This window comes from Stenotrophomonas sp. FR024, from assembly GCF_047500745.2.
Taxonomy (GTDB): Bacteria; Pseudomonadota; Gammaproteobacteria; order Xanthomonadales; family Xanthomonadaceae; genus Stenotrophomonas; species Stenotrophomonas maltophilia_A.
The window spans coordinates 403321-426506 of sequence record NZ_JAXAXM020000002.1 but is presented as its reverse complement, the minus strand read 5'-3'; the positions used below and the strand labels follow the sequence as shown (position 1 = coordinate 426506).

The following is a 23186-nucleotide window of genomic DNA, read 5'->3' as shown; positions in this document are numbered from 1 at the left end:
TACTACGCTTCAGCGGAACTGCAGGGTAAGCAGGTAGTAGCGGCCGAGCGGATCGTCCAGCCCGGGCATCTGCCCGCCGTTGCCGACCAGATAGTTCACCGGTTGTGTGTCCAGCACGTTGTGCACGTCCAGCGCTGCAACGATGCGCGGCCCCAGCCGGCGTGCGAGGTGCAGGTTCCAGCGCAGCTGCCGTGGGTTCATGCAGTGGTTCCGGTCGACCTGCTTCTGCGGGCACTCCGCCCCCGGCAGCCAGGCACGCGTGCGCCCGATCTGGTTGCCGCGTAGCGCGATGTCCCAGTTGCTGTTCTGCCATTGCACGTTCAACACCGCAGCCAGCTCGGGTGTCACATGACCACGCAGGTCCACGGCGGCCTCATGGTCACGGCGGCGAAGCAGTTCCTGCTGCTTCAGCGCATCGAGCGAAAACAACCATTGGCCGTTGCTGCCGCTGTCGATGCGGTACTCGCCACGCAGCACCCAGTTGCGGGAGGTGGTGCGGCCGATGTTGTCGAACGACAGGCGCAGGCTGCCCAGGTGGCCGTCTTCATCCAGTTCCCACGTGCTGCGGTTCCACACTGCATCGCTCGGCTGCAGGGCGAGGATCTCGTTGCGCAGTTCCACGATGTTGTGGGTCAGCGACAGCGAGAACGTGTCGTCGGGCGTCCACGTGGCTGCCAGCGAATGGCTGCGTGATCGTTCGGCCTTCAGTGCATCGTTCTCAATCACGTTGGCCGTGACGCTGCAGCCGCCACCACGCGTGGCGATCGCACATTCCGGAAGGGCACTGGACACCGGAAGCGTGATCGAGCCGAAGTAGCCGGGAGGCCGCCGTTGCTCGAACAGGCTCGGTGCACGATAGCCGCGCCCGCTGGCCAGCAGGAACGACCAGTGCGGCGTCGGGCTCCAGCGCAGCCCGGCACGAGGCGAGAACGCCATGAAGCCGCCGTCGCGGTCCCAGCGTGCAGCCAGGTCCGCGCGCAGCGTGGGGGCCAGCGGCAGGCCCAGCTCGGCGTAGACGCCATTGCTTTGTCGCGACAGGCGGCGCCGCTGCTGTGGCAGGCCCAGCGCAAGGTCGCCCTGGCTCAGCAGTGCGTCCGGGCGCGAGGTCCAGCGTTCATGGCGCAGGTCGATGCCGGTGGCCAGCTGCGCATTGCCGCCGGGCATTGCCATCAGCTCACGCTGCACGCCCCACCAGCCCTGCCATTGTGCGGTGCTGCCGCGGTTGCGGATGGACGGAAACAGCGTGTCCGCCTCGGCCGCCGGCGGCGCGTCGAAACCGGGAGTGAACCTGCGCGCCTGCGTTGCTTCAAGCAGGCGTGTCGTGCGCACGGTGCCTGCAGTGGACAAGGTCACGTCGCTGCGCTGCGCGCTGATGCCCGCCTCCCAGCTGCGCCGGCCCTGGTCGCGGCCGATGCCGAAGGTAAGGTCGGCATCGGTGGCGCGGACGCTGGGGCGCACGTTGCCGGCCTCACGCAGCACACTGTTGAAGGTGATTCCGCGCGAGACCACCGCAACGGCGGTCGGGCCCAGATCGAAGCGCTGGCGGTTGTGACTGGCCCGCGCCTCGACATAGGCATAGCGTCCCTCACCACGTTCATGCCGGTAGTGCAGGAAGGCCGACGCGGTATCCGAGGCGGGCTGCAGCGACCGCGGCCGCGCGCTGTCAAACCAGCAGCCATCCTCGCGCCGCTTCAGGGGCGGCTCGCAGCGCCGGGCGGGCACGTACCAGTTGCCGAAGATCGCGCCGATCGGATACAGCGAGGTTTCCGCGTGCCAGTCACGCTGGTCACCGGCGACATGTTCGACACGGTGCAGATCGAGTCCGGCAAACCAGCGGTCCCCGTTGCCACGCGCGCCGCCCGTGGCGGCCTGCAGGCGGTACTGGGCCGCATCGCCGCGGCTGCTGAGCCCGGTCTGCAGCATGGCTTCGGGCCCATCGGCCTGGTCGCGCAGGATGATGTTGACCACGCCGGACATGGCGTCGGCCCCATAGATGGCCGAGGCACCACCGCGTACCAGTTCGATGCGGTCGACGAAGCTCAGCGGAATGCCGCCGAGGTCGGTGAGCCCACCCTGTTCCAGCGACACCATCGGATAGCGCGGCAGGCGCCGGCCGTTGACCAGGAACAGCGTCGCCCGCGGGCCCATGCCGTCGAGACTGGTGGTGGCCGCTGCGCCCACCGGCAGGTACTGCGAATCGCCGCCGCGCGAGGTGCTCATGGCCGGATGGCCGTTCATGCCGGGCAGGTGCCGCAGCAGGTCGAACAGATTGCCGTAGCCGCTGCGCAGGATATCGTCGCGATCGATGGTGGTGACCGGCAGTGTGGTCTGCACCGAAGAGCGCGGCAGCCGGCTGCCGGTGACATGGATGGGCGCCAGTTCCACCTGGTGTGGCGTGTCGGCGGACTTGGGAGCCGGGCGCGGCAGGCGCGGGGCTGCGACCGCTTTCGGCGGCGTGGCAGGGGGCTCGGGATGGACGCGCCGCACGACAAAGGCACCGGATGAAGTGCGCAGGATGTTGACCGGCAGGCCGGCGACCAGCTGCTTCAGGGAGGCCCCGGTATCGCGTTGGTCACGGCTGCCGCCGGTGCGCAGATCATCCAGTTCACGTGCGTCGAACAGCAGGGCGGTGCCACTCTGCCGGGCCCATTGCTGCAGTGCCGGCACCAGTGGGCCGGCGCCCACGTCGATCTCCAGCGTGCCGGCGGGCTCGCCGGCATCGGCCATCGGTAGTGCGGCAACACCCAGTGCAAGGCATAGCAGGGCGCGGAGCAGCCCCCACTGCAGCGCACCCGGACCTGCCTTCACTGCCGGTCTCCTCAGTAGGTGCGGCGCAGTTCCAGCGCGCCATCCGGACGCGTCTGGCCAGCCACGGACCAACCCAGTTCCAGCGCCGACAGCAGCTCCTGTGCATCACCGGCGCGGAAGGTGCCGCTTACCGCCAGGTCGGTGATCTCCGGATCGACGATCACCAGTGGCGTGCGGCCATAACGGTTCATGCGCTCGACCACGATCGACAGTGGCGTGGCATCGAACACCAGTTGCCCACGCAGCCAGCCTTCAGCGGCTGCGTTGGACGAGAGGGCAGGGCCCGGCTGGATACGGCCGGAGGGCAATACCTGCAGCTGTTGGCCGGGTGCCAGCGTGTGCTGCGCTGCGCCGTTGCTGACTTCCACGGCACCTTCCAGCAGCGCGACCTCGACCAGACCATCGCGCAGGCGTTCCACCTGGAAGGTCGTGCCGATGTCGCGGATCGTACTGCCGCCGGCGTGCAGCTGCAGCGCCTTGTTCGACGGAGCGACCTGCAGTTGCAGCCGACCCCGCTCCAGCACCAGATCACGATGACGCCAGCCGAAGCGGGCGCGGAGGGTGGTGCCGGCATCCAGCATGGCGACGCTGCCATCGGCCAGCGTCTGCTGCTGTGCCTGGTGCGAATCATTGGCGTAGACCTGTGGCGTCGGGTTGCCGTCGACGGCAACCATCCAGCCGATGCCGATCGCCATGCAGACACCGGCGGCAGCGGCCACGCCCGGCAACCAGCGCCGGCGCGGCGGACGCGCCGCCCGTGCCGCGGCGGTGCGCAGCCAGGGGTCAGCCGCAAGCTCCGCACCCTGCTGGAACAGGGTTTCGGCCTGCACCCAGGCTTTGACGTGGGCCGGATCTTCGGCCAGCCAGTCCTCGAACGTTTCGCGTTCGGCCGATGTGCAGTCCGGGGCTTCCAGGCGGGCTACCCAGGCGCTGGCGCGTTCAAACAGCTGTGCATCATTCCTGTGCGGGGTGCCACTCATTGGCCGTCCCTGTCGTTGTGCAGCGGATCCGATCCCAACTCCTGACGCAGGCCCTGCAGGGCCCGGGCGATATGTTTTTCCACGGTCTTGGCAGTAATTCCACAATGCCGCGCGATCTGCGTGTAGCTCATGCCGGTGATGCGGTTGAGCAGATAGACCTCGCGTGCGCGTTCGGGCAGCTTGAACAGGGCCTGCCGCAGCAGGGACAGCATCTGCCCTGACTCGGCCTGGCGCAATGGATCGGGCGAGGAACTGGGCGGTTCGTCGCTGCCATCGTGTTCGGCCAGCGGCAGATGCGGCCGCGACTGCGGCGAGCGTCCGCGGTCTGCCAGGCGGTTGCGGGCGATACGATACAGCAGCAGGCGCAGTTCGTCCGGGCCCTGTGCGCGATAGCGGATCAGCCGCTCCATGCAGTCCTGCGCGATATCCTCCGCATCCTCAGGCCCGACCCCCCGCGTGCGCAGGAACGCGCACAGCGGTGCGCGCTCTTCGCGTACGAACGCGATGAAGGCATCCGCAGGTGCGGGCGGCTCCGGCGCGCGATGGATCAGGGGAGACGGGGTGGACAGGGCTGGCCTCGACTGTCGGTGGCGAATGCGTCATCGAGTTTTACGCGACGATGACCGGATGGGGAAGAGTGTGCATCGATCGGATTCTTATTGTGAATGTATTCATTTTTCAGGATCCGTTCCACTGGGGGAGATCGCCCCGCTGCGGCGTTGATCGTTCTACCCGCGTGTTGCGGGTGGAGAGAGAGAACGCATGAAGTATTCGAAGTTGAGCCTGGCCCTGGCCGGGCTGATGGGCGTTGGCGCCATATCCGTGGTGGATGACGTCATGGCAATGAATTATCACGTGCAGGGCGATCGCATCTTCCTGAGTGGCGATGTGACCTACGCCGACGTGGTATCCCTGCCGGCACTGCTGGCCAAGGCGCAGGCCGAAGGCCGGCCGGTCCGTGAGGTGGTGCTGCGTACGTCCAATGGTGGTGCGTTGATCGCCGGCGAGTGGCTGCAGGGCATCATCCGCACCTCCGGACTGAACACCATCGTGTCCGGCAATTGCATTTCATCCTGCTCGATCATGCAGTCTGGTGGCGTCGAACGCTATCTGGCCGGCGATCTGCCGCTCATCGACTCGGTGCAGATCCACGCGGCCAGCAGCGGCGGCAAGGTGATCTACACACCGTCGCCGCGCATGACCCAGATCTATACCGGCAACTACGGCGGCGGCATGGATGCCGGGCTGCTGCACAAGGCCATGTATGAAGTGGTGCAACCGAACGGGTTGCTGGTGTTCCGCGATCCGGCGCGCAGCACTGGTGCCTCGGTCACCTTCGATCCCGATGGCAGTGGCAGCAAGCTGGAGTCGTTCCCCGGCCAGGATATCTACAGCAACAAGATCATCACCGCGAACGGATACCGCGATCCGGGTGACACCTTGAACGTCACCGCCAACGTGGTCGGCGACATCAACCCCGGTTACCTGCGTACCGGACGCCAGTTGCAGGCGTTCGTCGATGATGATTTCGCGCGCTGGAATACCGACTGGCGATCCACCTACATCAATGTCGCACAGAGCATCTACAACGCATCAAGCCGCGGTCCGCAGGGCATCGGCGCGCTGTCGGTGCAGGGCTACCTCAGTGATCCGGACATCCAGGACCTGCTGCTGTCCAAGCTGCGGCTGGCTGATCTGGATGTCTCCACGCTGGACAACGCCATGGGCGTGATCCGGGTGAGCAACGGCGCCACATGGCGCACGTCCGCGACGACAGGCGCGGACTTCATGCTGGTCGACAATGGCACCATCGCGCTGGAAGGCGGTGCGCTGCGCGCATCGGAAGTGCGGGTGCTCGGCGCAGGCATGCTGGTTGGCCATGGCGACGTGGCGGGTACTGCGATGGACCGCGCTGCTTTGCTGGACGGCACCGGTCCTTCCTACCGCGAAGACGGCTTCAACCGCCTGCGCGTGTTCGGCACGCTGATGCCGCGCGGCGGCGACCTGGTCACCCATGGCTACGTCAACATCATGCCGGGCGGCAAGGTGCTGTTCGACGTTACTGAGAATGGCGGCACGGCCGCCGGCCGCCTGCGCGTGGGCACGTTCTTCGATGACGAGCAGACAGAGGGGGCACTGGTGATCTCCAAGGGTGCCTTCCTCGAACTGAACGTGGCGCAGGGCTACTACGGCCAAGACTTCCGTCGTGACCTGGTGGAGGGCCCGATCTATCAGGGCGGCTTCGAAGAGGCCGTGCGCCTGGGCGACACCGGTTACAGCGCCAGCATCAGTGGTGAAGTGTTCCGCCCGCGCCACAATTCACTGCTCAGCTTCAACGTGAAGCAGACGGCCGATGGCCTGTGGCTGACCGCCAACCCGGGCTTTGACCAGCTGGGCCTGTTTGCCAACGGTACGTCCGGCGACGGCCTGGGCCGCGCGCTGGCGACCGCCTCCGATCGCCAGGACAAGGGGCTGAGATCGCTGCTGGGCGCACTGCAGTTCGCTGACCGCGATGTGATCGCACAACAGGCCGGTGCCCTGCGCGGTGATGCGCACGCCAGCCTGCGACTGGCCGACACCGCGCTGGTGGGCAGTATCGGCAACGTCGTGCAGCAGCACCAGTCGGCCATGCGCAGCGGCGGTGATGCCGATGGCCTGGCCTCGCAGGTGGCGCAGTCGGTCTCCTCCCAGCCGGGCATGCGCCATGGCAGCCTGTTCAACCAGCTGGCGATGCACCTGGTCGAGCCGGCGTCGGGCAGCGTTGCGGGCAGCGCTGATGCTGGACGCAGCCATGGCATCTGGGCGCGTGGTTTCGCCAGCCATGGCCGCCTCGATGCCGACGGTGGCGTGACCGGCCTGAGCCACACCATCGGTGGCATCGTGGTCGGTGCCGATACCCGCGTGGCCGATGACCGCGTGACCCTGGGTGTCAGCGTGGCCGCGGCGGACATGTCGACCAAGGCCAGCGATGGCTCTGGTTTCACTGGTGACGTGCGTGCGCTGGACGTGGGCGGCTACCTCGATGCGACGTACGCGCGCGGCTATCTGTCGGCGGCCGTGCGCTACACCGATCTGCGCCACGATACGCGTCGCAGCATCAACGGCATCGATGGCCTGCAGCAGCCGCTGCGCGCCAAGTACAGCAACGATGCGATCTCCGCACGGGTGGAACATGCGTTCTCCTTCACGACCGGCAAGGGCCTGGTGATCCAGCCGTTGCTGCCGGTGGTGGACTACGCGCGTACCTCGGCCACCCGCTTCAACGAAGGGCAGGGCGCCGGTGCGCTGGTTGGCCGCAGCGGCAGCCTGGAGAGCATCCGCGTGGGTGCGGGCCTGCAGCTGTTCAAGACCTTCGAAGGCAACAACGGCGAGCGCATCACCCCGCGCGCCCGGGTGGTCTGGCAGAAGGAACTGGGCGATTCGCAGGCCCGCTACAGCACCGGCTTCGCCGCGGCACCGGATCTGGTGTTCGGCGCCAGCAGCCAGGCGGTGGGCGAGCAGGTGCTGGCCTGGAACCTGGGTGTGACCAGCCGTGCCAGCGAGCGGCTGTCCATCATGGCCGATTACGTGGGTGAGCGCCGCGACGGGCAGATCCAGAACGGCGTGATGCTGGGCCTGGGCTACAAGTTCTAAGTGACGCCCGGCACCGGCGATGACGGCATCGCCGGTGCCATCCCAACGCGGGTGCTGCTGCGGTATGGTCGGTATGCCATTCCACCCAGGCCCGTCCATGCAGATCGCCGTCTTCAGTGCCCGTCCCTACGACCGTCGTTTCCTTGATGAGGCGAACCAGCGCGATGCGGCTGGGGACGGCTTTGCGTTCGTGTACTTCGATGTGGCGCTGGACGTGCACACGGCCGCGCTGGCGCAGGATTGCGCAGCCGTATGCGTGTTCGTCAACGACCGCCTGGATGCGCCGGTGCTGCACGCCCTGCATGCGTTGGGCGTGCGGGCCGTACTGCTGCGCTGCGCCGGCTTCAACAATGTGGACCTGGCAGCCGCGAAAGGGCTGGATCTGTTCGTCGCACGCGTACCGGCCTATTCCCCGGAGGCGGTGGCCGAGCATGCGTTGGCGCTGGTGATGACTCTCAACCGGCAGACTCATCGCGCCTACAACCGCGTGCGCGAGGGCAACTTCATGCTCGATGGCCTGCTCGGACGCACCTTGCATGGCCGCACGGTTGGCATTGTGGGTACCGGCAAGATCGGGCTGGCCACCGCGCGCATCTTCAACGGCATGGGCTGCACCGTGCTGGGGCACGATCCTTATCCGTCACCCGCGTTCGGTGGTATCGGCGAAATGGTCGGGCTGGATGAACTGCTGGCGCGTGCCGACATCGTGTCGCTGCATTGCCCGCTGACGCCTGAGACTCATCACCTGATCAATGATGCATCACTGGCGCGGATGAAGCCGGGCGCGATGCTGGTCAATACGTCGCGCGGCGCACTGGTCGATACCCATGCGGTGATCCGCGCGCTGAAGTCGCGCCGGCTGGGTCATCTGGCCATCGACGTGTACGAGCAGGAAAGCGCGTTGTTCTTCCAGGACCTGTCCGGCGAGATCATCGACGATGAGGCCTTCCAGCGCCTGATGACCTTTCCCAACGTGCTGGTGACAGGCCACCAGGGCTTCTTCACCGTCGAGGCGCTGCAGGAGATCTCAGCGATCACGCTGGGGAATCTGCAGGGTTTCGCGGCCGGGCGGGTGTGCGCCAACCGGGTAGAGGCGGGCTGAGCCGGATGGATTGACCGCCGGGGCGCCCAGCCCGTAAAATCGCGGGCTCCGCCGGAATAGCTCAGTTGGTAGAGCGGCGCATTCGTAATGCGTAGGTCGCAGGTTCGACTCCTGTTTCCGGCACCAGTTGCATGAAAAGCCCCGGCCTTGGTTGGGGCTTTTTGTTTTGGCATTTGAAGCAATCACTGGCCTTGTGTCATGAGCGCGAACCCTTATCAGGTCCAAGCGCGCGCACCGCCTGCCGCAGCACGGTCTTCAACCGCGCCGCGTCGGTCTTGCGCGGATCGCTCAGGTAGATCTCGTGATGGGGGCCGGCGAAGGCGTAGCCCAGCGAAGGCATCAGTTCGTTGTGCAGATGGGCGAGGGCCGGACCCTCGTCATCGTAGGCGCCTACATGCAGGGTCTGCAGGCAGAGGCCTTCTTCAAGAATTTCATGGCGAAGGCTGGCCGGGACCTCGCCCAGTTTCTTCGCCGACTTGGCGATGGCAGCCTCCAACTGCGCTGGACTGATCCCGTCCGGCGTACGGATCATCACCGTCCACCTCCACTCATCCTTGCGGCGTGCGACAAAGCTCGACGGATCCTCGGCGGTCCACAGGGCTTCCAGCGGTGGCACCACGTAGTCCTGGCCCCCGGCCTTCAGTGCGAACTTCAGTGCATAGCTCACCGCGTACAGCCACTGCACGGCCTGCAGGTAGGCGGGGGCGGTATTCGGATCACCGTGGCCGTCGACCATCAGGTAGGGCAGGGGCGGTACGTCTACCGTCACGAACCGGCCCGCCGGGGGCAGGTACAACGCGCGATCGCGCTTCTTGAAGTCGAACTTGTCCACGGGCCTTCCTCCTGCGCCGAGCATCCCACGCCGGGCACCCGCCAGCACGCCTGAACAGGTTCAGATGACTTTGCCGAACACGGGCGGAGCAGCCGCCATCGCCCGATGCCAGGATGCCGCCCCCGGGTGTTCTGCCCGCCGCGGTTGCGCGGTGCGACAACGTGTCGCAGCCAGAAACGGGCCTTTCCTGCGCTCGATCATTGTCAATGCCTTTCTTAAATGGTGGGTGACGGCCTAAAATTGAAAGGCTGACTCGACCCCACCTCCCTGCCTGTCTTCCGGACCGGTGGGACCGGCTTTGGCCGGAACAGGCAGGACGGGGAACGGCATTCCCTCGCAATTGGATCGACCGATGATTCCGTTGAAAACCCTTGGGCGCTGGTTGCGCCCGGGCCTGCTGCTGTCGTTGCTGGTGATGCTCACCGGCTGCGATGCGGTGGCCATCCTCAGTCCGAAGGGCCAGATCGGCCAGGATGAGAAGACCCTGCTGATCACGGCCACCGTGCTCATGCTGCTGGTCGTCATCCCGGTCATCATCATGACCCTGACCTTCGCGTGGAAGTATCGCGCCTCCAACACCAAGGCCCGCTACGAGCCGAAGTGGTCCCACTCGACGGCGATCGAGGTGGTGGTGTGGTCCATTCCCTGCATGATCGTGCTGGTGCTGGCGGTCCTGACCTGGCGTTCGTCGCACGCGCTGGACCCGTACAAGCCGCTGGAATCGGACGTCAAGCCGGTCACCATCGAGGCGATCTCGCTGGACTGGAAGTGGCTGTTCATCTATCCGGAAGAGAAGGTGGCGGTCGTCAACGAAATCAAGTTCCCGGTCAACACGCCGCTGAACTTCAAGATCACGTCCGATTCGGTGATGAATGCGTTCTTCATCCCGCACCTGGGCAGCATGATCTACTCGATGGCTGCGATGGAGACCAAGCTCCATCTGATCGCCAACGAGACCGGTGAATTCCCGGGCATGTCCTCGCACTACAGCGGCGCGGGCTTCGCCAAGATGCACTTCACCGCCTACTCGGTCACCGATGCCGAATACCGCCAGTGGCTGGACCAGGTCCGCGCCGGCGAGCAGACCCTGGACAAGGCCTCGTTCAAGGCGCTGGGTGAAGCACGCAACGCCGAGTGGTATCCGGTCACCTACTTCGGCAAGACCGAAGAAGGCCTGTTCGACTGGGTCATCGCCAAGCACATGGGCGACAACAAGCATTACGGCATGAAGCACGAACACGCCGGTGCCGCCGCTGCCGATGCCGCCAGCCATGAAGCGCACGAGGGCCATGCCCCCAGTGACGCGCATGATTCCAAGGAATCGGGTGAAAACCTGGATGCCAACGAACACGAACACGCAGGCCACGCCGGCCATGCGGGCTCGGGAGAATGAACATGTTGGGTAAACTCTCAATTGAGTCGATCCCCCACGATCCGATCGTGCTGACCACCCTGGTCGGCGCGGTGCTGGGGGGCCTGGGCGTCATGGCCCTGATCACCAAGTTCAAGCTGTGGGGCTATCTGTGGAAGGAGTGGTTCACTTCGGTGGATCACAAGAAGATCGGCGTGATGTACCTCATCGTCGCCTTCGTCATGCTGCTGCGCGGTTTCTCCGACGCCATCATGATGCGTACCCAGCAGGCGCTCGCCGTCGGCGGGTCCGAGGGTTACCTGCCGCCGCACCACTACGACCAGATCTTCACCGCGCACGGCGTGATCATGATCTTCTTCGTGGCGATGCCGCTGATCACCGGCCTGATGAACCTGGCCGTGCCGCTGCAGATCGGTGCGCGCGACGTCGCGTTCCCGTTCGTCAACTCGCTCAGCTTCTGGCTGTTCGTGTCCGGCGCGGTGCTGATCATGCTGTCGCTGTGGATCGGTGAGTTCGCTGCCACCGGCTGGCTGGCGTTCCCGCCGTTGTCGGGCATCGAATACAGTCCAAGCGTCGGCATGGACTACTACATCTGGGGTCTACAGGTCGCAGGCCTGGGTACCACGCTGAGCGGTATCAACTTCTTCATCACCATCCTGAAGATGCGTACCCCCAGCATGAAGCTGATGCAGATGCCGGTGTTCACCTGGACCGCCCTGGTGACCAACGTGCTGATCGTCGCTGCCTTCCCGGTGCTGACCATCACCCTGGTGCTGCTGACCCTGGACCGTTACCTGGGTACGCACTTCTTCACCAATGACGGTGGCGGCAACGCCATGCTGTACATCAACCTGATCTGGATCTGGGGTCACCCGGAGGTGTACATCCTGGTCCTGCCGGCGTTCGGTGTGTTCTCCGAAGTCATCGCGACCTTCTCGCGCAAGGCGCTGTTCGGCTACAAGGGCATGGTCTACGCCACCGCCTGCATCGGCGTGCTGTCGTTCATCGTGTGGCTGCACCACTTCTTCACCATGGGCTCGGGTGCCAACGTCAATGCCTTCTTCGGCATCACGACGATGATCATCTCGATCCCGACCGGCGTGAAGATCTTCAACTGGCTGTTCACCATGTTCCGCGGTCGCGTGCAGTTCACCACGCCCGTGCTGTGGACCATCGGCTTCATGGTCACCTTCACCATCGGCGGCATGACCGGCGTGATGCTGGCGATCCCGGCCATCGACTTCGTGCTGCACAACAGCCTGTTCCTGATCGCCCACTTCCACAACGTCATCATCGGCGGCGTGGTGTTCGGCATGTTCGCCGGCATCACCTACTGGTGGCCGAAGATGTTCGGCTTCCGCCTCAATGAGTTCTGGGGCAAGTGCGCGTTCTGGTGCTGGTTCATCGGCTTCTACGTGACCTTCATGCCGATGTACGTGCTGGGCTTCATGGGCATGACCCGTCGTCTGCAGAGCACCGTCAACCCGGCCTACGAGCCGCTGCTGCTGGTCGCTGCCGCAGGTGCCTTCATCGTGGGTGCCGGCATCCTGTGCCAGATCATCCAGGTGGCCGTGTCGATCCGCGACCGCAAGAAGACCGCCGACCTGACCGGCGACCCGTGGGATGCCCGTACGCTGGAGTGGGAAACCTCTTCGCCGCCGGCCTTCTACAACTTCGGTAGCCTGCCGGAAGTCACCGAGCTGGACGATTTCTGGGAGCGCAAGCAGCGTGGTGAAGCCTGGCCGAAGCCGGCCAAGTACACCGACATCCACATGCCGCGCAACACCGGCACGGGCGTTGTCATCGGTGCCTTCAGCCTGGTGTTCGGCTTCGCGATGATCTGGCACATCTGGTGGCTGGCCATCGTCGGCTTCGTCGGCATGATCGCCACGTTCATCTACCGCACCTTCGACCAGGACGTGGACTACTGGGTCCCGGCCGCCGAGGTGGAACGCATCGAGAACGAACACCGCAAGCACCTGGAAAACCAGGGCCTGGTGAAGTCGGAGCTGAAGGCATGAGCACCAATACCTCGACCCTGAGCCACGGGCACGCCGCGCAAGCGGCGGCCCATGGCCATGACGACCACGAGCACCACGACACCGGCGGCAACACCGTCTTCGGTTTCTGGGTGTACCTGATGAGCGACTGCCTCATCTTCGCCTCGCTGTTCGCCACCTACGTGGTGCTGGCCGGCGGTACCGATGGTGGCCCGACCGCGAAGGACCTGTTCGAACTGCCGTTCGTTGCATGGGAAACCGCGCTGCTGCTGACCTCCTCGCTGACCTTCGGCCTGGGCATGATTGCCATGCACCGCAAGCAGATGGGCCAGATGTACCTGTGGCTGGGCATCACCTGGCTGCTGGGCTTCGGCTTCATGTGCATGGAAGTGTGGGAGTTCCAGCACCTGATCCATCAGGGCTACGGTCCGGACCGCAGTGCCTTCCTGTCGGCGTTCTTCGCCCTGGTCGGTACCCACGGCCTGCACGTCAGCGCCGGCCTGCTGTGGCTGCTGGTGATGTTCGTGCAGCTGAAGAAGTACGGCCTGACCCCGACCAACAAGACCCGCATGGCGTGCCTGAGCCTGTTCTGGCACTTCCTGGACCTGATCTGGATCGGCGTGTTCTCCGTCGTCTACCTCAATGGAGCCCTGTAATGGCACATGACAACCATGCACACGACCACGGCACCGGCGGCGAAAGCCATGGCACCGTGAAGTCGTACCTGATCGGCTTCGTGCTGGCGGTGGTGCTGACCGTCATCCCGTTCTGGATGGTGATGTCGGGCGACTTCTCGCGCACCGTCAACGGTGTGGTGATCGCGATCACCGCGGTGCTGCAGATGCTGGTCCACCTGGTGTTCTTCCTGCACCTGGACCGCTCTTCGGAAAGCCGCTGGAACGTCAACGCTGCGGCCTTCACCGTGGTGGTGATCGGCATCATCGTGGTCGGTACCCTGTGGGTCATGCACAACATGAACGTGCACATGATGCACTGACGTCCTCGCGACGTTGCCACGCAGAAAGGCCGCCCTCGGGCGGCCTTTCTGTTTGTCTGCGGATATGGGTAGTGCCGGCCGCTGGCCGGCAATCGCGGGAAGCCGGCCGGCTCTACCCCGCCACCCGGCGCAGGAACTCTTCGGCATCCATAGGCCGGCCCAGGTGATAGCCCTGCAGCTGGTCGCAGCCCAGTTCGCTCAGGTATTCGCGCTGCGCCTGCGTCTCCACGCCTTCGGCCACCACCTGCAGCTGCAGGGTGCGGCCCAGCGCGATGATCGACGACACGATGGCGGCATCCTCGTCGTTGCGTTCCAGGTCATGCACGAACGCACGGTCGATCTTCAGTTCGGTGGCCGGCATCCGCTTCAGGTACAGCAGGCTGGAGTAGCCGGTGCCGAAATCGTCGATGGCGATATGCACGCCCATCGCGGTCAGATCGTTGAGAGTCGCCAGGCTGGCGTCGACATCCTTCATCGCCGTGGTCTCGGTGATCTCCAGGGTCAACCGCGCCGGCTCGATCCGGTGCCGCTGCAGCACCTCGCGCACGCTGTCCAGCAGGGCCGGCGAGGAGAACTGCAAGGGCGACAGGTTCACCGCCATCGACCATCCGGTATGCCCGGCCTCGTGCCATGCACGCAGCTGTGCACAGGCACGGTCCAGTACCCAGTCACCGATCGGCAGGATCAGACCGCTGCGCTCGGCGATGGGAATGAACACATCCGGCGCAAGCAGGCCCAGCTCCGGATGCTGCCAGCGCAGCAGCGCTTCGGCGCCGGTGGCCGGTGCGCCGGCGGCAGGGAACTTGGGCTGGTAGTGCAGGATCAGTTCGTTGCGGGCGATGGCCTTGCGCAGGTCCTGCAGCAGGCGCAGCTGGCGGTTGGCGCTCAGCTGCATCGAGGGGGTGAAGAAGGTATAGCCGTTCCGACCGGTTTCCTTGGTGTGGTACATCGCCGCATCGGCATGCGCCATCAGCTCGCGTTCGTTGCTGGCATCGTCCGGGTACAGCGCGATGCCGAGGCTGGCACTGACCTGCAGTTCGGCCGCATCCAGCGTGAACGGTTCGCCGGCAGCGGCGATGATGCGCTCGGCCACCACCACTGCATCGTCGGGAATATCGATGGCCAGCACGATCACGAACTCGTCGCCGCCGAGACGGGCAAACGTATCCTGCGGCCGCAGCAGCCCGCCGACGCGCTGCGCCACCGCCACCAGCAGGCGGTCGCCGAGCTGGTGGCCATAGGCATCATTGATCGCCTTGAAGCCGTCCAGATCGCAGAACATCACCGCCACTGCGCGGCCGCGGCGGCGCGCTTTTTCGATGGCCTGCTCGATGCGGTCCTGCAGCAGCATGCGGTTGGGCAGCTGGGTCAGCGGGTCATGCAGGGCGGCCTGGATCAGCTTGTCGTTGGCGTGTGCCAGTGAATCGGCCAGCAACCCGGTACGCACGCGCATCTGCCGATCGAACAGCGAGGCGACCAGGGCGATACCCAGGGTGGCTACAGTGGTGACGATCACCAGCACTGCCAGCCAGCGCGTGTCGATGCCGCCGCTGCCGACCGCGCCGCAGATGCTGCCTTCGGGGAAGCGTGCGGCGGCCATGCCGGTGTAATGCATGCCGACGATGGCCAGGCCCATCACCAGCGAGGCCAGTGCGCGCAGGCGCATGGTGTGGCGCTGCTCGGTACGCAGGCGGAAGGCGATCCACAGCGCCGCGCCGGCGGCACCGATGGCTACTGCAATGGAGGCGGCGAACCAGCCCGGGTGATAGTCGATACCTGGCTGCATGCGCATCGCGGCCATGCCGAGGTAGTGCATGGTGGCAATGCCCAGGCCCATCAGCACGGCGCCGGCCAGCAACCGTCGCCACGGCAGGCTGGGTCGTGACACCAGCCACAGCGCATAGGCCGAAGCGCCGATCGACACTGCAAGCGAATACAGGGTGATGCCGAGGTCGTAGCCGACCGGGATCGGCAGGTCGAAGGCCAGCATGCCGATGAAATGCATCGACCAGATACCCAGGCCCATCGCCGCCGCGCCGCCGGCCAGCCACCAGCGGGCCACGCGGCCCTCGGCCGTGGCCAGGCGGCCGGCCATGTCCAGCGCCGTGTACGAAGCAAGAATGGCCACCAGCAGGGAGATGGCGACCAGGCTCTGACTGTAACTGCCAGTCATGTTGAATCCAGAGGGGGAGGGAGGGGCGCCCGCAAGGCGCACGCCCGCGACAGCTATCGGCGCGGGTGGGCGGGACTTGAGCGGTCGCAGCACCTGCGACCCGGCTCGGCTATCCTGCCACGCCTGTTCCCGTTGCTGGAAATCATCCGATGGCAAAAGCCCGCACCGCCTACGTCTGCAATGAATGCGGCGCCGAATTCAGCAAGTGGCAGGGCCAGTGCACCGAGTGCAACGCCTGGAACTCGCTGTCGGAAATCGTGCTGGAGAGCGCGGCGGCGGCCAAGGCGCCCGCGTCGCGCCGGGCCGGCTGGGCCGGCAAGATCGACCCGCCGAAGATCACCGCCCTGAAGGACGTGGAGCAGACCGAGCATCGCCGTGTCTCGACCGGCATCGGCGAGTTCGATCGCGTGCTGGGCGGTGGCCTGGTCGAGGGCGCGGTGGTACTGGTCGGTGGTGACCCGGGCATCGGCAAGTCGACCCTGCTGCTGCAGGCGGTGGCGAAGATGGCGGCCGAGCTGCCGGTGCTGTACGTCACGGGCGAGGAGTCGCTGGCCCAGGTGGCCGGCCGCGCACACCGGCTGGAATTGCCGCTGGATGGTGTCAATGCGCTGGCCGAGACCGGCGTCGAGTCGATCCTGCAGCATGCGTCCAAGGCCGGCCCGCGGCTGATCGTGGCCGACTCCGTGCAGACCCTGTGGACCGAGAGCCTGACCGCCGCGCCCGGCTCGGTCAGCCAGGTGCGCGAGAGCGCGGCGCGGCTGGTGCGTTTCGCCAAGGAGACCGGCACCGCCGTGTTCCTGGTCGGCCACGTGACCAAGGAGGGCGGTATCGCCGGCCCGCGCGTGCTCGAACACATGGTCGACGCGGTGCTGTACTTCGAAGGCGAGAGTGGCAGCCGCTTCCGCCTGCTGCGCGCGTTCAAGAACCGCTTCGGTGCGGTCAACGAGCTGGGCGTGTTCGCGATGGGCGACAAGGGCCTGAAGGAAGTCTCCAATCCGTCGGCGATCTTCCTGTCCGGCGGCAGTACCCACCAACCCGGCAGCTGCGTGATGGTCACCCGCGAGGGCACCCGGCCGCTGCTGGTTGAAGTGCAGGCGCTGGTGGATGCCTCGCCGCTGTCGAATCCGCGCCGTGTCGCAGTCGGCCTGGAGCAGAACCGCCTGGCCATGCTGCTGGCCGTGCTGCACCGTCATGGTGGCGTGCTGGTCGGCGACCAGGACGTGTTCGTCAATGTGGTCGGGGGTATCCGCGTACAGGAGACCGCAGCCGACCTGCCGGTGCTGCTGGCGGTGCTGTCCTCGCTGCAGGACCGGCCGCTGGCGGAAAAGACGATTGCGTTTGGCGAGGTTGGCCTGTCCGGCGAGATCCGACCGGTACCCAATGGCGAAGACCGCCTGCGCGAAGCCGCCACGCATGGCTTCAAGCGCGCCATCGTGCCCAAGGCCAATGCGCCCAAGGGCGGTTCGGTGAAGGGTATGGAAGTGATTGCGGTGGAGCGCCTGTCCGAGGCCATCGACGCGGCGTGATCGCGCCGGGCATGGCCCGGCGTCACCACCGTGCACGTGGAATACGGCGGCCGACACGGTAACGGTCAGCCTCCCTGTGCTAGTTTTTCCCGCTCGACGAAGACGCCCTCTGGCGTCTTTCCGTGCCCAGGAGTAAACGATTACATGCAGGACACCGCGCTCACCGCCCCCAACGCCGAAATCCGTCGTGCCGGGGTCGATCTCAATGGACTGATGACGGTGCTGGGCAAGCACCTGTATTCCACCCCGGTGGTGGCGCTGCGTGAGCTGGTGCAGAACGCGCACGACTCGATCATCCGCCGCCGCATCGAACAGCCCGGCGTCGAGGTACCTTCGCGCATTTCGGTGCAGGTCGATGCCGCTGCCGGCGTGCTGCGCATCATCGATACCGGCGCCGGCCTGACCCGCCAGGAGATCCATGACTACCTGGCGACCGTCGGCGTCGGCTACACCCGCGGCCTGCGCCAGGGTGGCGAGGACGATGAGGGCCTGATCGGCATGTTCGGCCTCGGCTTCCTGTCGGCCTTCGTGCTGGCGCGCCGGGTCAGCGTGCGCACCACCTCGTACCAGACGCCGGAACTGGGCCATCTGTACGTGTCCAGCAACGCCGAGCAGTACACCGTCAGCGAAGTGCCGGCACGCGCGGTCGGCACCGAGGTGGAACTGGAGCTGCATCCGGACTTCCTGCCGCTGGCCAACGAGGCGCGCCTGCACGAAGTGCTGGGTCGCTACTGCGCGCTGCTGTCCGAGCCGATCTTCATCGGTGCTGCAGGCGAGGCGCTCAACCCCGAGCCGCCGCCGTGGCGCGGCCAGAGCGATGTGGCCCTGCATCCGGTGCAGGCGCGTCGCCAGGCGCTGCAGTTCGCGGCGCGTTTCGAACATGATTTCGAGCCGATCGTCACCGTGCCGTTGCGCGCTGATGGCAGCAGTGATGCCACCGGCCTGCTGTGGGTGCAGGACGGTGCCACCTACGGCACCAGTGACAACCGCAACCTGTCGGTGTTCGTGCGCGGCATGCTGCTGGACGACGATGCGCGTGACCTGCTGCCGCCGTGGGCGGGCTTCATCGGCGGGGTGATCGAATCCTCGCGGCTCACGCCCACCGCCAGCCGCGAAGACCTGCAGCGCGATGACCAGTACCGCGCCGTGCAGCATGCGTTGCTGGAGGCGCTGATTGATGGCCTGGCCGACGTCGCGCGGCAGCAGCCGGAAGCGTGGCGACGTGTATTGAGCCGCCACAACGAGGCGCTGCTGGGCGCGGCGCTGTGCGATGACCGCCTGTTCGACCTGTTGCTGGAGCACGTGCGCGTGCCGACCTCGCAGGGCGATCTGCCTGCCAGTGCGCTGCCCGCACGCGGTGCCGTGCATGTGATCCTCGACAACGGTGGCGGCTTCGAGGAAATGCTGTTCCGTGCGATGGGCGTGCCGGTCGCGCATGGTCATCGCTATGCAGTAGTGCCGTTCCTGCGGCGCTGGGCCCAGGCCAAGGGCCTGCGCTTGGTTGAACTGGGAACCGAACAGGGCAACCGTGCGCTGTTCCGCAGCGATGACAGCCTCGACGAGGCGCAGCTGGCATGGCTGCGCGAGCAGCTGGGTGACGGCGAACAATTGCTGCCGGCACGCTTCAGTCCCGAGTCGCTGCCGGTGGTGGTGGTGCCCGACCGCGAAGCCGAGCTGAAGCAGCGCCTGGAAGACGATGAGAACGACAAGCGCGTTTCAATGGCGGCGCTGCGGCTGGCGCGTCAGTTCACCGCGCGCATCGAATCGCGTGCGCCATCGCGGCTGTACCTCAACCTCGACAACCCCGCGGTGCAGGCGCTGCTGCGCGCCCAGCGCGAGGGCCACCCGCAGGCCGAAGCCGCAGCGCGCCTGCTGCGCTCACTGAAAATCATCGTCGCCGCGCAGGGCCGTCCACTGGCCCGCGCGACCGCCACGCCCGGCCCGGATCTCAACGGCGCCTTCACCGATATCGCCGGTGCCCTGCAGCAGATGCTGCGCTGAGCACCGCATCCTCTCATCCAGCCTTCGCTAGACAGGAGTACTTACCCCATGGACATCTGGAACTGGGTCGAAAAACTGCAGGGTGACCTGCGCCAGGCCGGCCAGGCGCAGAATGCGCACCTGCTGAATCGCCTCGCCGACGAGGTGAGCGAACTGCGTGTCGACCGCGTTGACGCGCTGCTGCCCGAAGCGCGAGCGCTGGGCAAGGCGCTGGACAACCCGTGGGTCGACGTCTACGTCGGCCACTGGGCGCTGCGCAACCGCGTCGGCAACCGCGTCGAAGGCGAGAGCGCGCTGGGCGAAGCCGTGGCGCTGTTCGAGCGTGCGCATCGCGAGGACACCCTGGAATGCCCGCAGTCGATCTGCGTGACCCAGGATCTTGCCGCCTGCTACGGCAACATCGATGGCCCCGGCTGGGTGCCGGAGCGCATCGAGGTGTGCGACGAGACGCTGGGCCGCATCGACCCGAGCTGGGCCTGCTTCCAGTGCCTGAGCTGCGAGAAGGCCGATGCACTGCTTGATGATGGCCGCGGCCAGGATGCACTGGATTACCTGCAGGTGCAGTCCGACGCGATCGAGGCCTGCGGCAAGGAAGTGTTCGACAGCTTCCCGGAGATGCAGATCAAGATCCTGCTGGGCATGGGCCGCGCCGAAGAAGCGCTGCTGCTGATCGAGAAGCGCGAGGCCGAAGTGGCCGCGTCCGGCGAGTACGAGCCGGCCAACTGCACGGTGCCGCGCCGCCTGTCCAAGGCGTGGGCGCTGGCGCAGCTGGACCGCGACGAAGAGGCCCTGCAGCAGCTGGTGCCGTGGAGCGAGCTGACGCCTACCTACTGGCGGCTGTGGGCGAACACCGCCGCAGCGCTGTGCCGGCGCGATCCCGCACGCAATACCTGGGATCTGGGCACGCGCTTCAACACCATCATCGAACACTTTGCCGAGGTTGGCTCGCACCGCCTGCTGATCGAAGTCGCTGCGCTGAGCCTGGAGCTGGCCCTGCAGCGTGGCGCACGCTGGGTGGCGCTGCGCCAGCTGGAACTGGCGCGTACCCATCTGGCACAGCTGCGCCAGGACCGTGGGGCGGCTGCGCTGGTGGCCGGCCTGGCGGCACGCATCGATGCATTGCCGGATGTGGCGCCGCTGCCGGTGCCAGCCGCTGAACTACTGGTTTGGCTGAACGAGCAGGGAGAGCAGAACCAGTCGCGCGATCCCGAACGTGAGGCGCAGTGGCTGCTGCAGGCACAGGCGCAGCTGCCAGATGACGAGGCGCTGGCCGAGATGGCTGCCTCCGCGCTGAGCGCCTGTGGGGCGCAGACGGAAGCGCGCGCATTGCTGTGGCGCTTCGTGCGCGCACACACGCAGGATGATGGCCCGGCCGCCTACACGCTGATGCGCTGGCTGACCGAGCAGGGCGACGACGAAGGCCTGCGCCAGTTGGCTGATGCCTATCGCGGCAGCGTGCCGGTGTTCGCGCACTGGTGCGAGGTGCAGCGCGCCCGTCGCGTGTCCGACTGGCCGGCACTGGAGCAGGCCGCGCAGGCGCTGCTGGCGGCCTCGCCGGGCTCGCATGGCGCACGCGGTACGCTGGCGCGGATGTACATGGAAACCGGTCGCTTCAGCGAGGCGCAGGCCTGCTATGCGCAGCTGGCGGAGCTGCTGGAGGAGCCCAACGCCGCGCATTGGGACCACATGAGTGCAGCCAGCGCGGCGCGCGACTGGGACGCCGTGCGCCGCTCGGCGGCGGCGCTTGGCATGGAATTGTCCAGCCAGGACGGCGTGGTCGAAGAGCCGTGGGGCTGGGTGATCATCCGCAGCGAAGAGAACGGCGAGCCGATGGAGTACTACGCCCGTCGCAGTGGCCCGGTCACCGCACGTATCGTCGAGAACGCACCGGCCAACCGCGCCCAGCAGGTGGGCGACTGGGTGGTGTTCGATGCCGCGCTGGTGTATCCGGCACCCGAGGAGGAGGAAGCACGCGAGCATTTCATCCCGACCTATGCGCAGGTGCATGTCCTGGAGCGCGGCGGCTTCGCCCGCAGCTGGCTGATCGACGGCGCGCACCCGGGCGAAGACGCGTGGAATGCCTTTGTCGCAGCGGCCGAGGCGCAGGGCTGGCAGGTGTGGTCGCACAGCCGCCCGGACTACACCGTGACCGATCCGGACGAGGAGGAGGGCACGCTGCCGGGCCTGCTGTTCACCGTCGCCCAGCCGCAGGACCATGCACCGCTGGCGCTGCACCGCTTCCTGCAGCAGGAAACCGCGAAGTGGCAGCATCCGCATTGCTGGCTGCGGCTGGCCGAAGCCTGCGACCAGGATCGCCAGCCGCACCTGGACGTGATCGAGCGTTACGGCTTGTAAGCCTGGTATCGGGTAGTGCCGGCCAGCGGCCGGCACTACCTCAAGGAGAAATACATGCGAAAGACAGGGATGTTCATGATCGCCGGGCTGCTGCTGGCCCCCACCGTGCAGGCCGCACCGGCCTGCCAGGAACCAGTGGCTGTCGCCCGTGCCTTCTACGAGGCAACCACCGGCAATGGCGATCTGCTGGAACCGCCGCCGGCGCTGGTCAGCCCGGCCTTCGGCAAGGCCCTGCGTGGCGAGCGCGCCTGCCAGGTGCGTGAGGAAGGCATCTGCACCATCGATTCGGACCCGTGGCTGGATGCGCAGGATGGCGACATCGAGAGTCCGGTGCGCTACATCTGGAAAGAGGTCTCGGCGACGTCCGGCCAGGTCGAGATGCGCTATTCGGTATGGAAGAAGGCCTACGTGACCCGGTTGCCGATGGTGCGCCAGGGGCAGGGCTGCTGGCAGGTGGATGACATCATTACCAACAGCGGTCGCTCGGTACGGAAGATCCTGGCCCAGCCGCTGCCTTGACCGTCTGCGGCATCCACGCAGGGTGCGGTCCTGTTGCCGGCCAGCGGCCGGCACTACCAGGGTGGGTGCCGACCGTTGGCCGGCACACCGCTATCGCGAATGCCCGAACACCAGTTCGATCGCGAACTGGCTGCCGAAGAAGGCCAGCAGCAGCAACAGCATTGCCGCCAGCGTCCAGTGCACCGCCTTCATGCCGCGCCAGCCGTAGCGGCGACGGCCGATCAGCAGCACGCCGAACACGATCCACGACAGCACGCTCAGCACGGTCTTGTGCACCAGCTTCTGCGCCAGCAGGTCGTCGACGAACAGCACGCCGGTGACCAGGGTCAAGGTCAGCAGCGCGAAGCCGACGGTGATCACCCGGAACAGCAGCGATTCCAGATCGGCCAGCGGCGGCAGGGCGCGCAGCCACGGCCGGAACTCGCGGCGGCGCAGGGCGCGTTCCTGCAGCCACAGCATGATCGCCAGCAGCGCGGCGATGCTCAGCGTGGCGTAGGCCAGCAGCGCCAGCCAGGCGTGGCTGGCCAGGCGCCAGCCCAGCACCTTGCTCGGTTCGTGGCCGTAGCCGTGGTAGGCCAGCAGCAGTACCGCGGCCAGCGGGAACACCACCACGCCCAGTGCCGACATGCGCCCGCGCGCGCCGACCAGCGAGGTCAGCCAGGCCATGCCCAGGCCGACCAGCGACAGCGCGGCGAAGAAGTGCATGTCCGGCCCGCCGTTGGTGCGCATCGCCACCATCACGTGGTAGCCGCCGTGCAGCAGCATCGCCGGCAGGGCGGGCCACAGCCAGGCCGGGGAGCCGGTGCTTCCATCGCGGCCAAGCGCACGCACCAGCAGGGCGCTGGCGGCCAGGTAGAGCAGGGCGGCGATGAGAACGATTAACATCGT

Annotated in this window: 16 protein-coding genes and 1 tRNA gene; 11 read left to right on the top strand and 6 right to left on the bottom strand. The window is 66.5% G+C overall.

Annotated features, from left to right (window positions below):
- Window positions 1–9: 9 nt before the first annotated feature.
- The 3 genes from ACMZ91_RS03965 to ACMZ91_RS03955 are packed head-to-tail and all read right to left on the bottom strand — an operon-like array spanning window position 10 to window position 4294.
- On the bottom strand, window positions 10–2808 hold the full coding sequence (locus tag ACMZ91_RS03965; protein ID WP_414578055.1) for a TonB-dependent receptor plug domain-containing protein: 2799 nt from the start codon (window positions 2806–2808) through the stop codon (window positions 10–12).
- 11 nt (window positions 2809–2819) lie between these two features.
- Complete coding sequence (locus ACMZ91_RS03960) at window positions 2820–3788, bottom strand: FecR family protein (protein ID WP_049424370.1); 969 nt, start codon at window positions 3786–3788, stop codon at window positions 2820–2822.
- Complete coding sequence (locus tag ACMZ91_RS03955) at window positions 3785–4294, bottom strand: RNA polymerase sigma factor (protein ID WP_080291744.1); 510 nt, start codon at window positions 4292–4294, stop codon at window positions 3785–3787. Before ACMZ91_RS03955 ends, ACMZ91_RS03960 begins: the two co-directional genes overlap by 4 nt.
- Before the next feature lie 256 nt (window positions 4295–4550).
- Here ACMZ91_RS03955 and ACMZ91_RS03950 point away from each other — a divergent pair, with 256 nt between their 5' ends.
- From ACMZ91_RS03950 to ACMZ91_RS03940, 3 genes are all read left to right on the top strand, one after another.
- The gene (locus ACMZ91_RS03950; protein ID WP_049462338.1) at window positions 4551–7421 is read left to right on the top strand and encodes an autotransporter outer membrane beta-barrel domain-containing protein; all 2871 of its coding nucleotides are present in this window, start codon (window positions 4551–4553) and stop codon (window positions 7419–7421) included.
- Window positions 7422–7518: 97 nt separating this feature from the next.
- A complete protein-coding gene (locus ACMZ91_RS03945; protein ID WP_049462339.1) occupies window positions 7519–8523 on the top strand; it encodes a 2-hydroxyacid dehydrogenase in 1005 nt (334 codons plus the stop codon).
- Window positions 8524–8573: 50 nt separating this feature from the next.
- Window positions 8574–8649, top strand: a tRNA-Thr gene (locus tag ACMZ91_RS03940).
- 70 nt (window positions 8650–8719) lie between these two features.
- Here ACMZ91_RS03940 and ACMZ91_RS03935 read toward each other — a convergent pair.
- Window positions 8720–9355 carry a GyrI-like domain-containing protein gene (locus tag ACMZ91_RS03935; RefSeq protein WP_049462340.1) on the bottom strand — a complete coding sequence of 212 codons (636 nt, stop codon included), beginning with the start codon at window positions 9353–9355 and terminating at the stop codon, window positions 8720–8722.
- Between the two features lie 352 nt (window positions 9356–9707).
- Between ACMZ91_RS03935 and cyoA the strand changes: the two genes are divergently transcribed.
- From cyoA to cyoD, 4 genes are read left to right on the top strand one after another with little or no spacing between them, the layout of a single operon-like run.
- Window positions 9708–10748 carry a ubiquinol oxidase subunit II gene (gene cyoA, locus ACMZ91_RS03930; RefSeq protein WP_049424459.1) on the top strand — a complete coding sequence of 347 codons (1041 nt, stop codon included), beginning with the start codon at window positions 9708–9710 and terminating at the stop codon, window positions 10746–10748.
- Window positions 10749–10750: 2 nt separating this feature from the next.
- Window positions 10751–12748: a cytochrome o ubiquinol oxidase subunit I gene (cyoB, locus tag ACMZ91_RS03925; protein ID WP_049462341.1), complete on the top strand. Its 1998-nt coding sequence runs from the start codon at window positions 10751–10753 to the stop codon at window positions 12746–12748.
- Window positions 12745–13383: a cytochrome o ubiquinol oxidase subunit III gene (gene cyoC / locus ACMZ91_RS03920; RefSeq protein WP_012510428.1), complete on the top strand. Its 639-nt coding sequence runs from the start codon at window positions 12745–12747 to the stop codon at window positions 13381–13383. The genes cyoB and cyoC overlap by 4 nt, the downstream gene beginning before the upstream one ends.
- Entirely contained in the window at window positions 13383–13724 is a 342-nt protein-coding gene (gene cyoD / locus ACMZ91_RS03915) for a cytochrome o ubiquinol oxidase subunit IV (protein ID WP_005408584.1), read from the top strand. Before cyoC ends, cyoD begins: the two co-directional genes overlap by 1 nt.
- Before the next feature lie 112 nt (window positions 13725–13836).
- Here the strand turns inward: cyoD and ACMZ91_RS03910 are convergent, their stop codons facing one another.
- Window positions 13837–15897 (bottom strand): putative bifunctional diguanylate cyclase/phosphodiesterase, encoded by a 2061-nt coding sequence (locus ACMZ91_RS03910; RefSeq protein WP_414578059.1) that lies wholly within the window; start codon window positions 15895–15897, stop codon window positions 13837–13839.
- Between the two features lie 149 nt (window positions 15898–16046).
- Between ACMZ91_RS03910 and radA the strand changes: the two genes are divergently transcribed.
- The 4 genes from radA (at window position 16047) to ACMZ91_RS03890 (ending at window position 22298) form a co-directional block, all read left to right on the top strand.
- On the top strand, window positions 16047–17423 hold the full coding sequence (radA, locus tag ACMZ91_RS03905; RefSeq protein ID WP_014646395.1) for a DNA repair protein RadA: 1377 nt from the start codon (window positions 16047–16049) through the stop codon (window positions 17421–17423).
- Between the two features lie 144 nt (window positions 17424–17567).
- Complete coding sequence (locus ACMZ91_RS03900; protein ID WP_414578061.1) at window positions 17568–19424, top strand: ATP-binding protein; 1857 nt, start codon at window positions 17568–17570, stop codon at window positions 19422–19424.
- A 48-nt stretch (window positions 19425–19472) separates the two neighbouring features.
- Window positions 19473–21779 carry a tetratricopeptide repeat protein gene (locus tag ACMZ91_RS03895; RefSeq protein WP_414578063.1) on the top strand — a complete coding sequence of 769 codons (2307 nt, stop codon included), beginning with the start codon at window positions 19473–19475 and terminating at the stop codon, window positions 21777–21779.
- Between the two features lie 54 nt (window positions 21780–21833).
- Window positions 21834–22298, top strand: a complete 465-nt coding sequence (locus ACMZ91_RS03890; RefSeq protein WP_049424469.1) for a YqhG/Tai3 family protein — start codon at window positions 21834–21836, stop codon at window positions 22296–22298.
- Window positions 22299–22388: 90 nt separating this feature from the next.
- Here ACMZ91_RS03890 and ACMZ91_RS03885 read toward each other — a convergent pair whose 3' ends face one another.
- Window positions 22389–23183 (bottom strand): cytochrome C assembly family protein, encoded by a 795-nt coding sequence (locus ACMZ91_RS03885; RefSeq protein WP_107433545.1) that lies wholly within the window; start codon window positions 23181–23183, stop codon window positions 22389–22391.
- Window positions 23184–23186 lie beyond the last annotated feature (3 nt).

Coding starts and splice junctions, on each gene's coding strand:
- ACMZ91_RS03960 (WP_049424370.1), bottom strand. CDS start 3,788: ATGAGTGGCACCCCGCACAGGAATGATGCACAGCTGTTTGAACGCGCC.
- ACMZ91_RS03950 (WP_049462338.1), top strand. CDS start 4,551: ATGAAGTATTCGAAGTTGAGCCTGGCCCTGGCCGGGCTGATGGGCGTT.
- ACMZ91_RS03945 (WP_049462339.1), top strand. CDS start 7,519: ATGCAGATCGCCGTCTTCAGTGCCCGTCCCTACGACCGTCGTTTCCTT.
- cyoA (WP_049424459.1), top strand. CDS start 9,708: ATGATTCCGTTGAAAACCCTTGGGCGCTGGTTGCGCCCGGGCCTGCTG.
- cyoB (WP_049462341.1), top strand. CDS start 10,751: ATGTTGGGTAAACTCTCAATTGAGTCGATCCCCCACGATCCGATCGTG.
- cyoC (WP_012510428.1), top strand. CDS start 12,745: ATGAGCACCAATACCTCGACCCTGAGCCACGGGCACGCCGCGCAAGCG.
- cyoD (WP_005408584.1), top strand. CDS start 13,383: ATGGCACATGACAACCATGCACACGACCACGGCACCGGCGGCGAAAGC.
- ACMZ91_RS03910 (WP_414578059.1), bottom strand. CDS start 15,897: ATGACTGGCAGTTACAGTCAGAGCCTGGTCGCCATCTCCCTGCTGGTG.
- radA (WP_014646395.1), top strand. CDS start 16,047: ATGGCAAAAGCCCGCACCGCCTACGTCTGCAATGAATGCGGCGCCGAA.
- ACMZ91_RS03900 (WP_414578061.1), top strand. CDS start 17,568: ATGCAGGACACCGCGCTCACCGCCCCCAACGCCGAAATCCGTCGTGCC.
- ACMZ91_RS03895 (WP_414578063.1), top strand. CDS start 19,473: ATGGACATCTGGAACTGGGTCGAAAAACTGCAGGGTGACCTGCGCCAG.
- ACMZ91_RS03890 (WP_049424469.1), top strand. CDS start 21,834: ATGCGAAAGACAGGGATGTTCATGATCGCCGGGCTGCTGCTGGCCCCC.
- ACMZ91_RS03885 (WP_107433545.1), bottom strand. CDS start 23,183: ATGTTAATCGTTCTCATCGCCGCCCTGCTCTACCTGGCCGCCAGCGCC.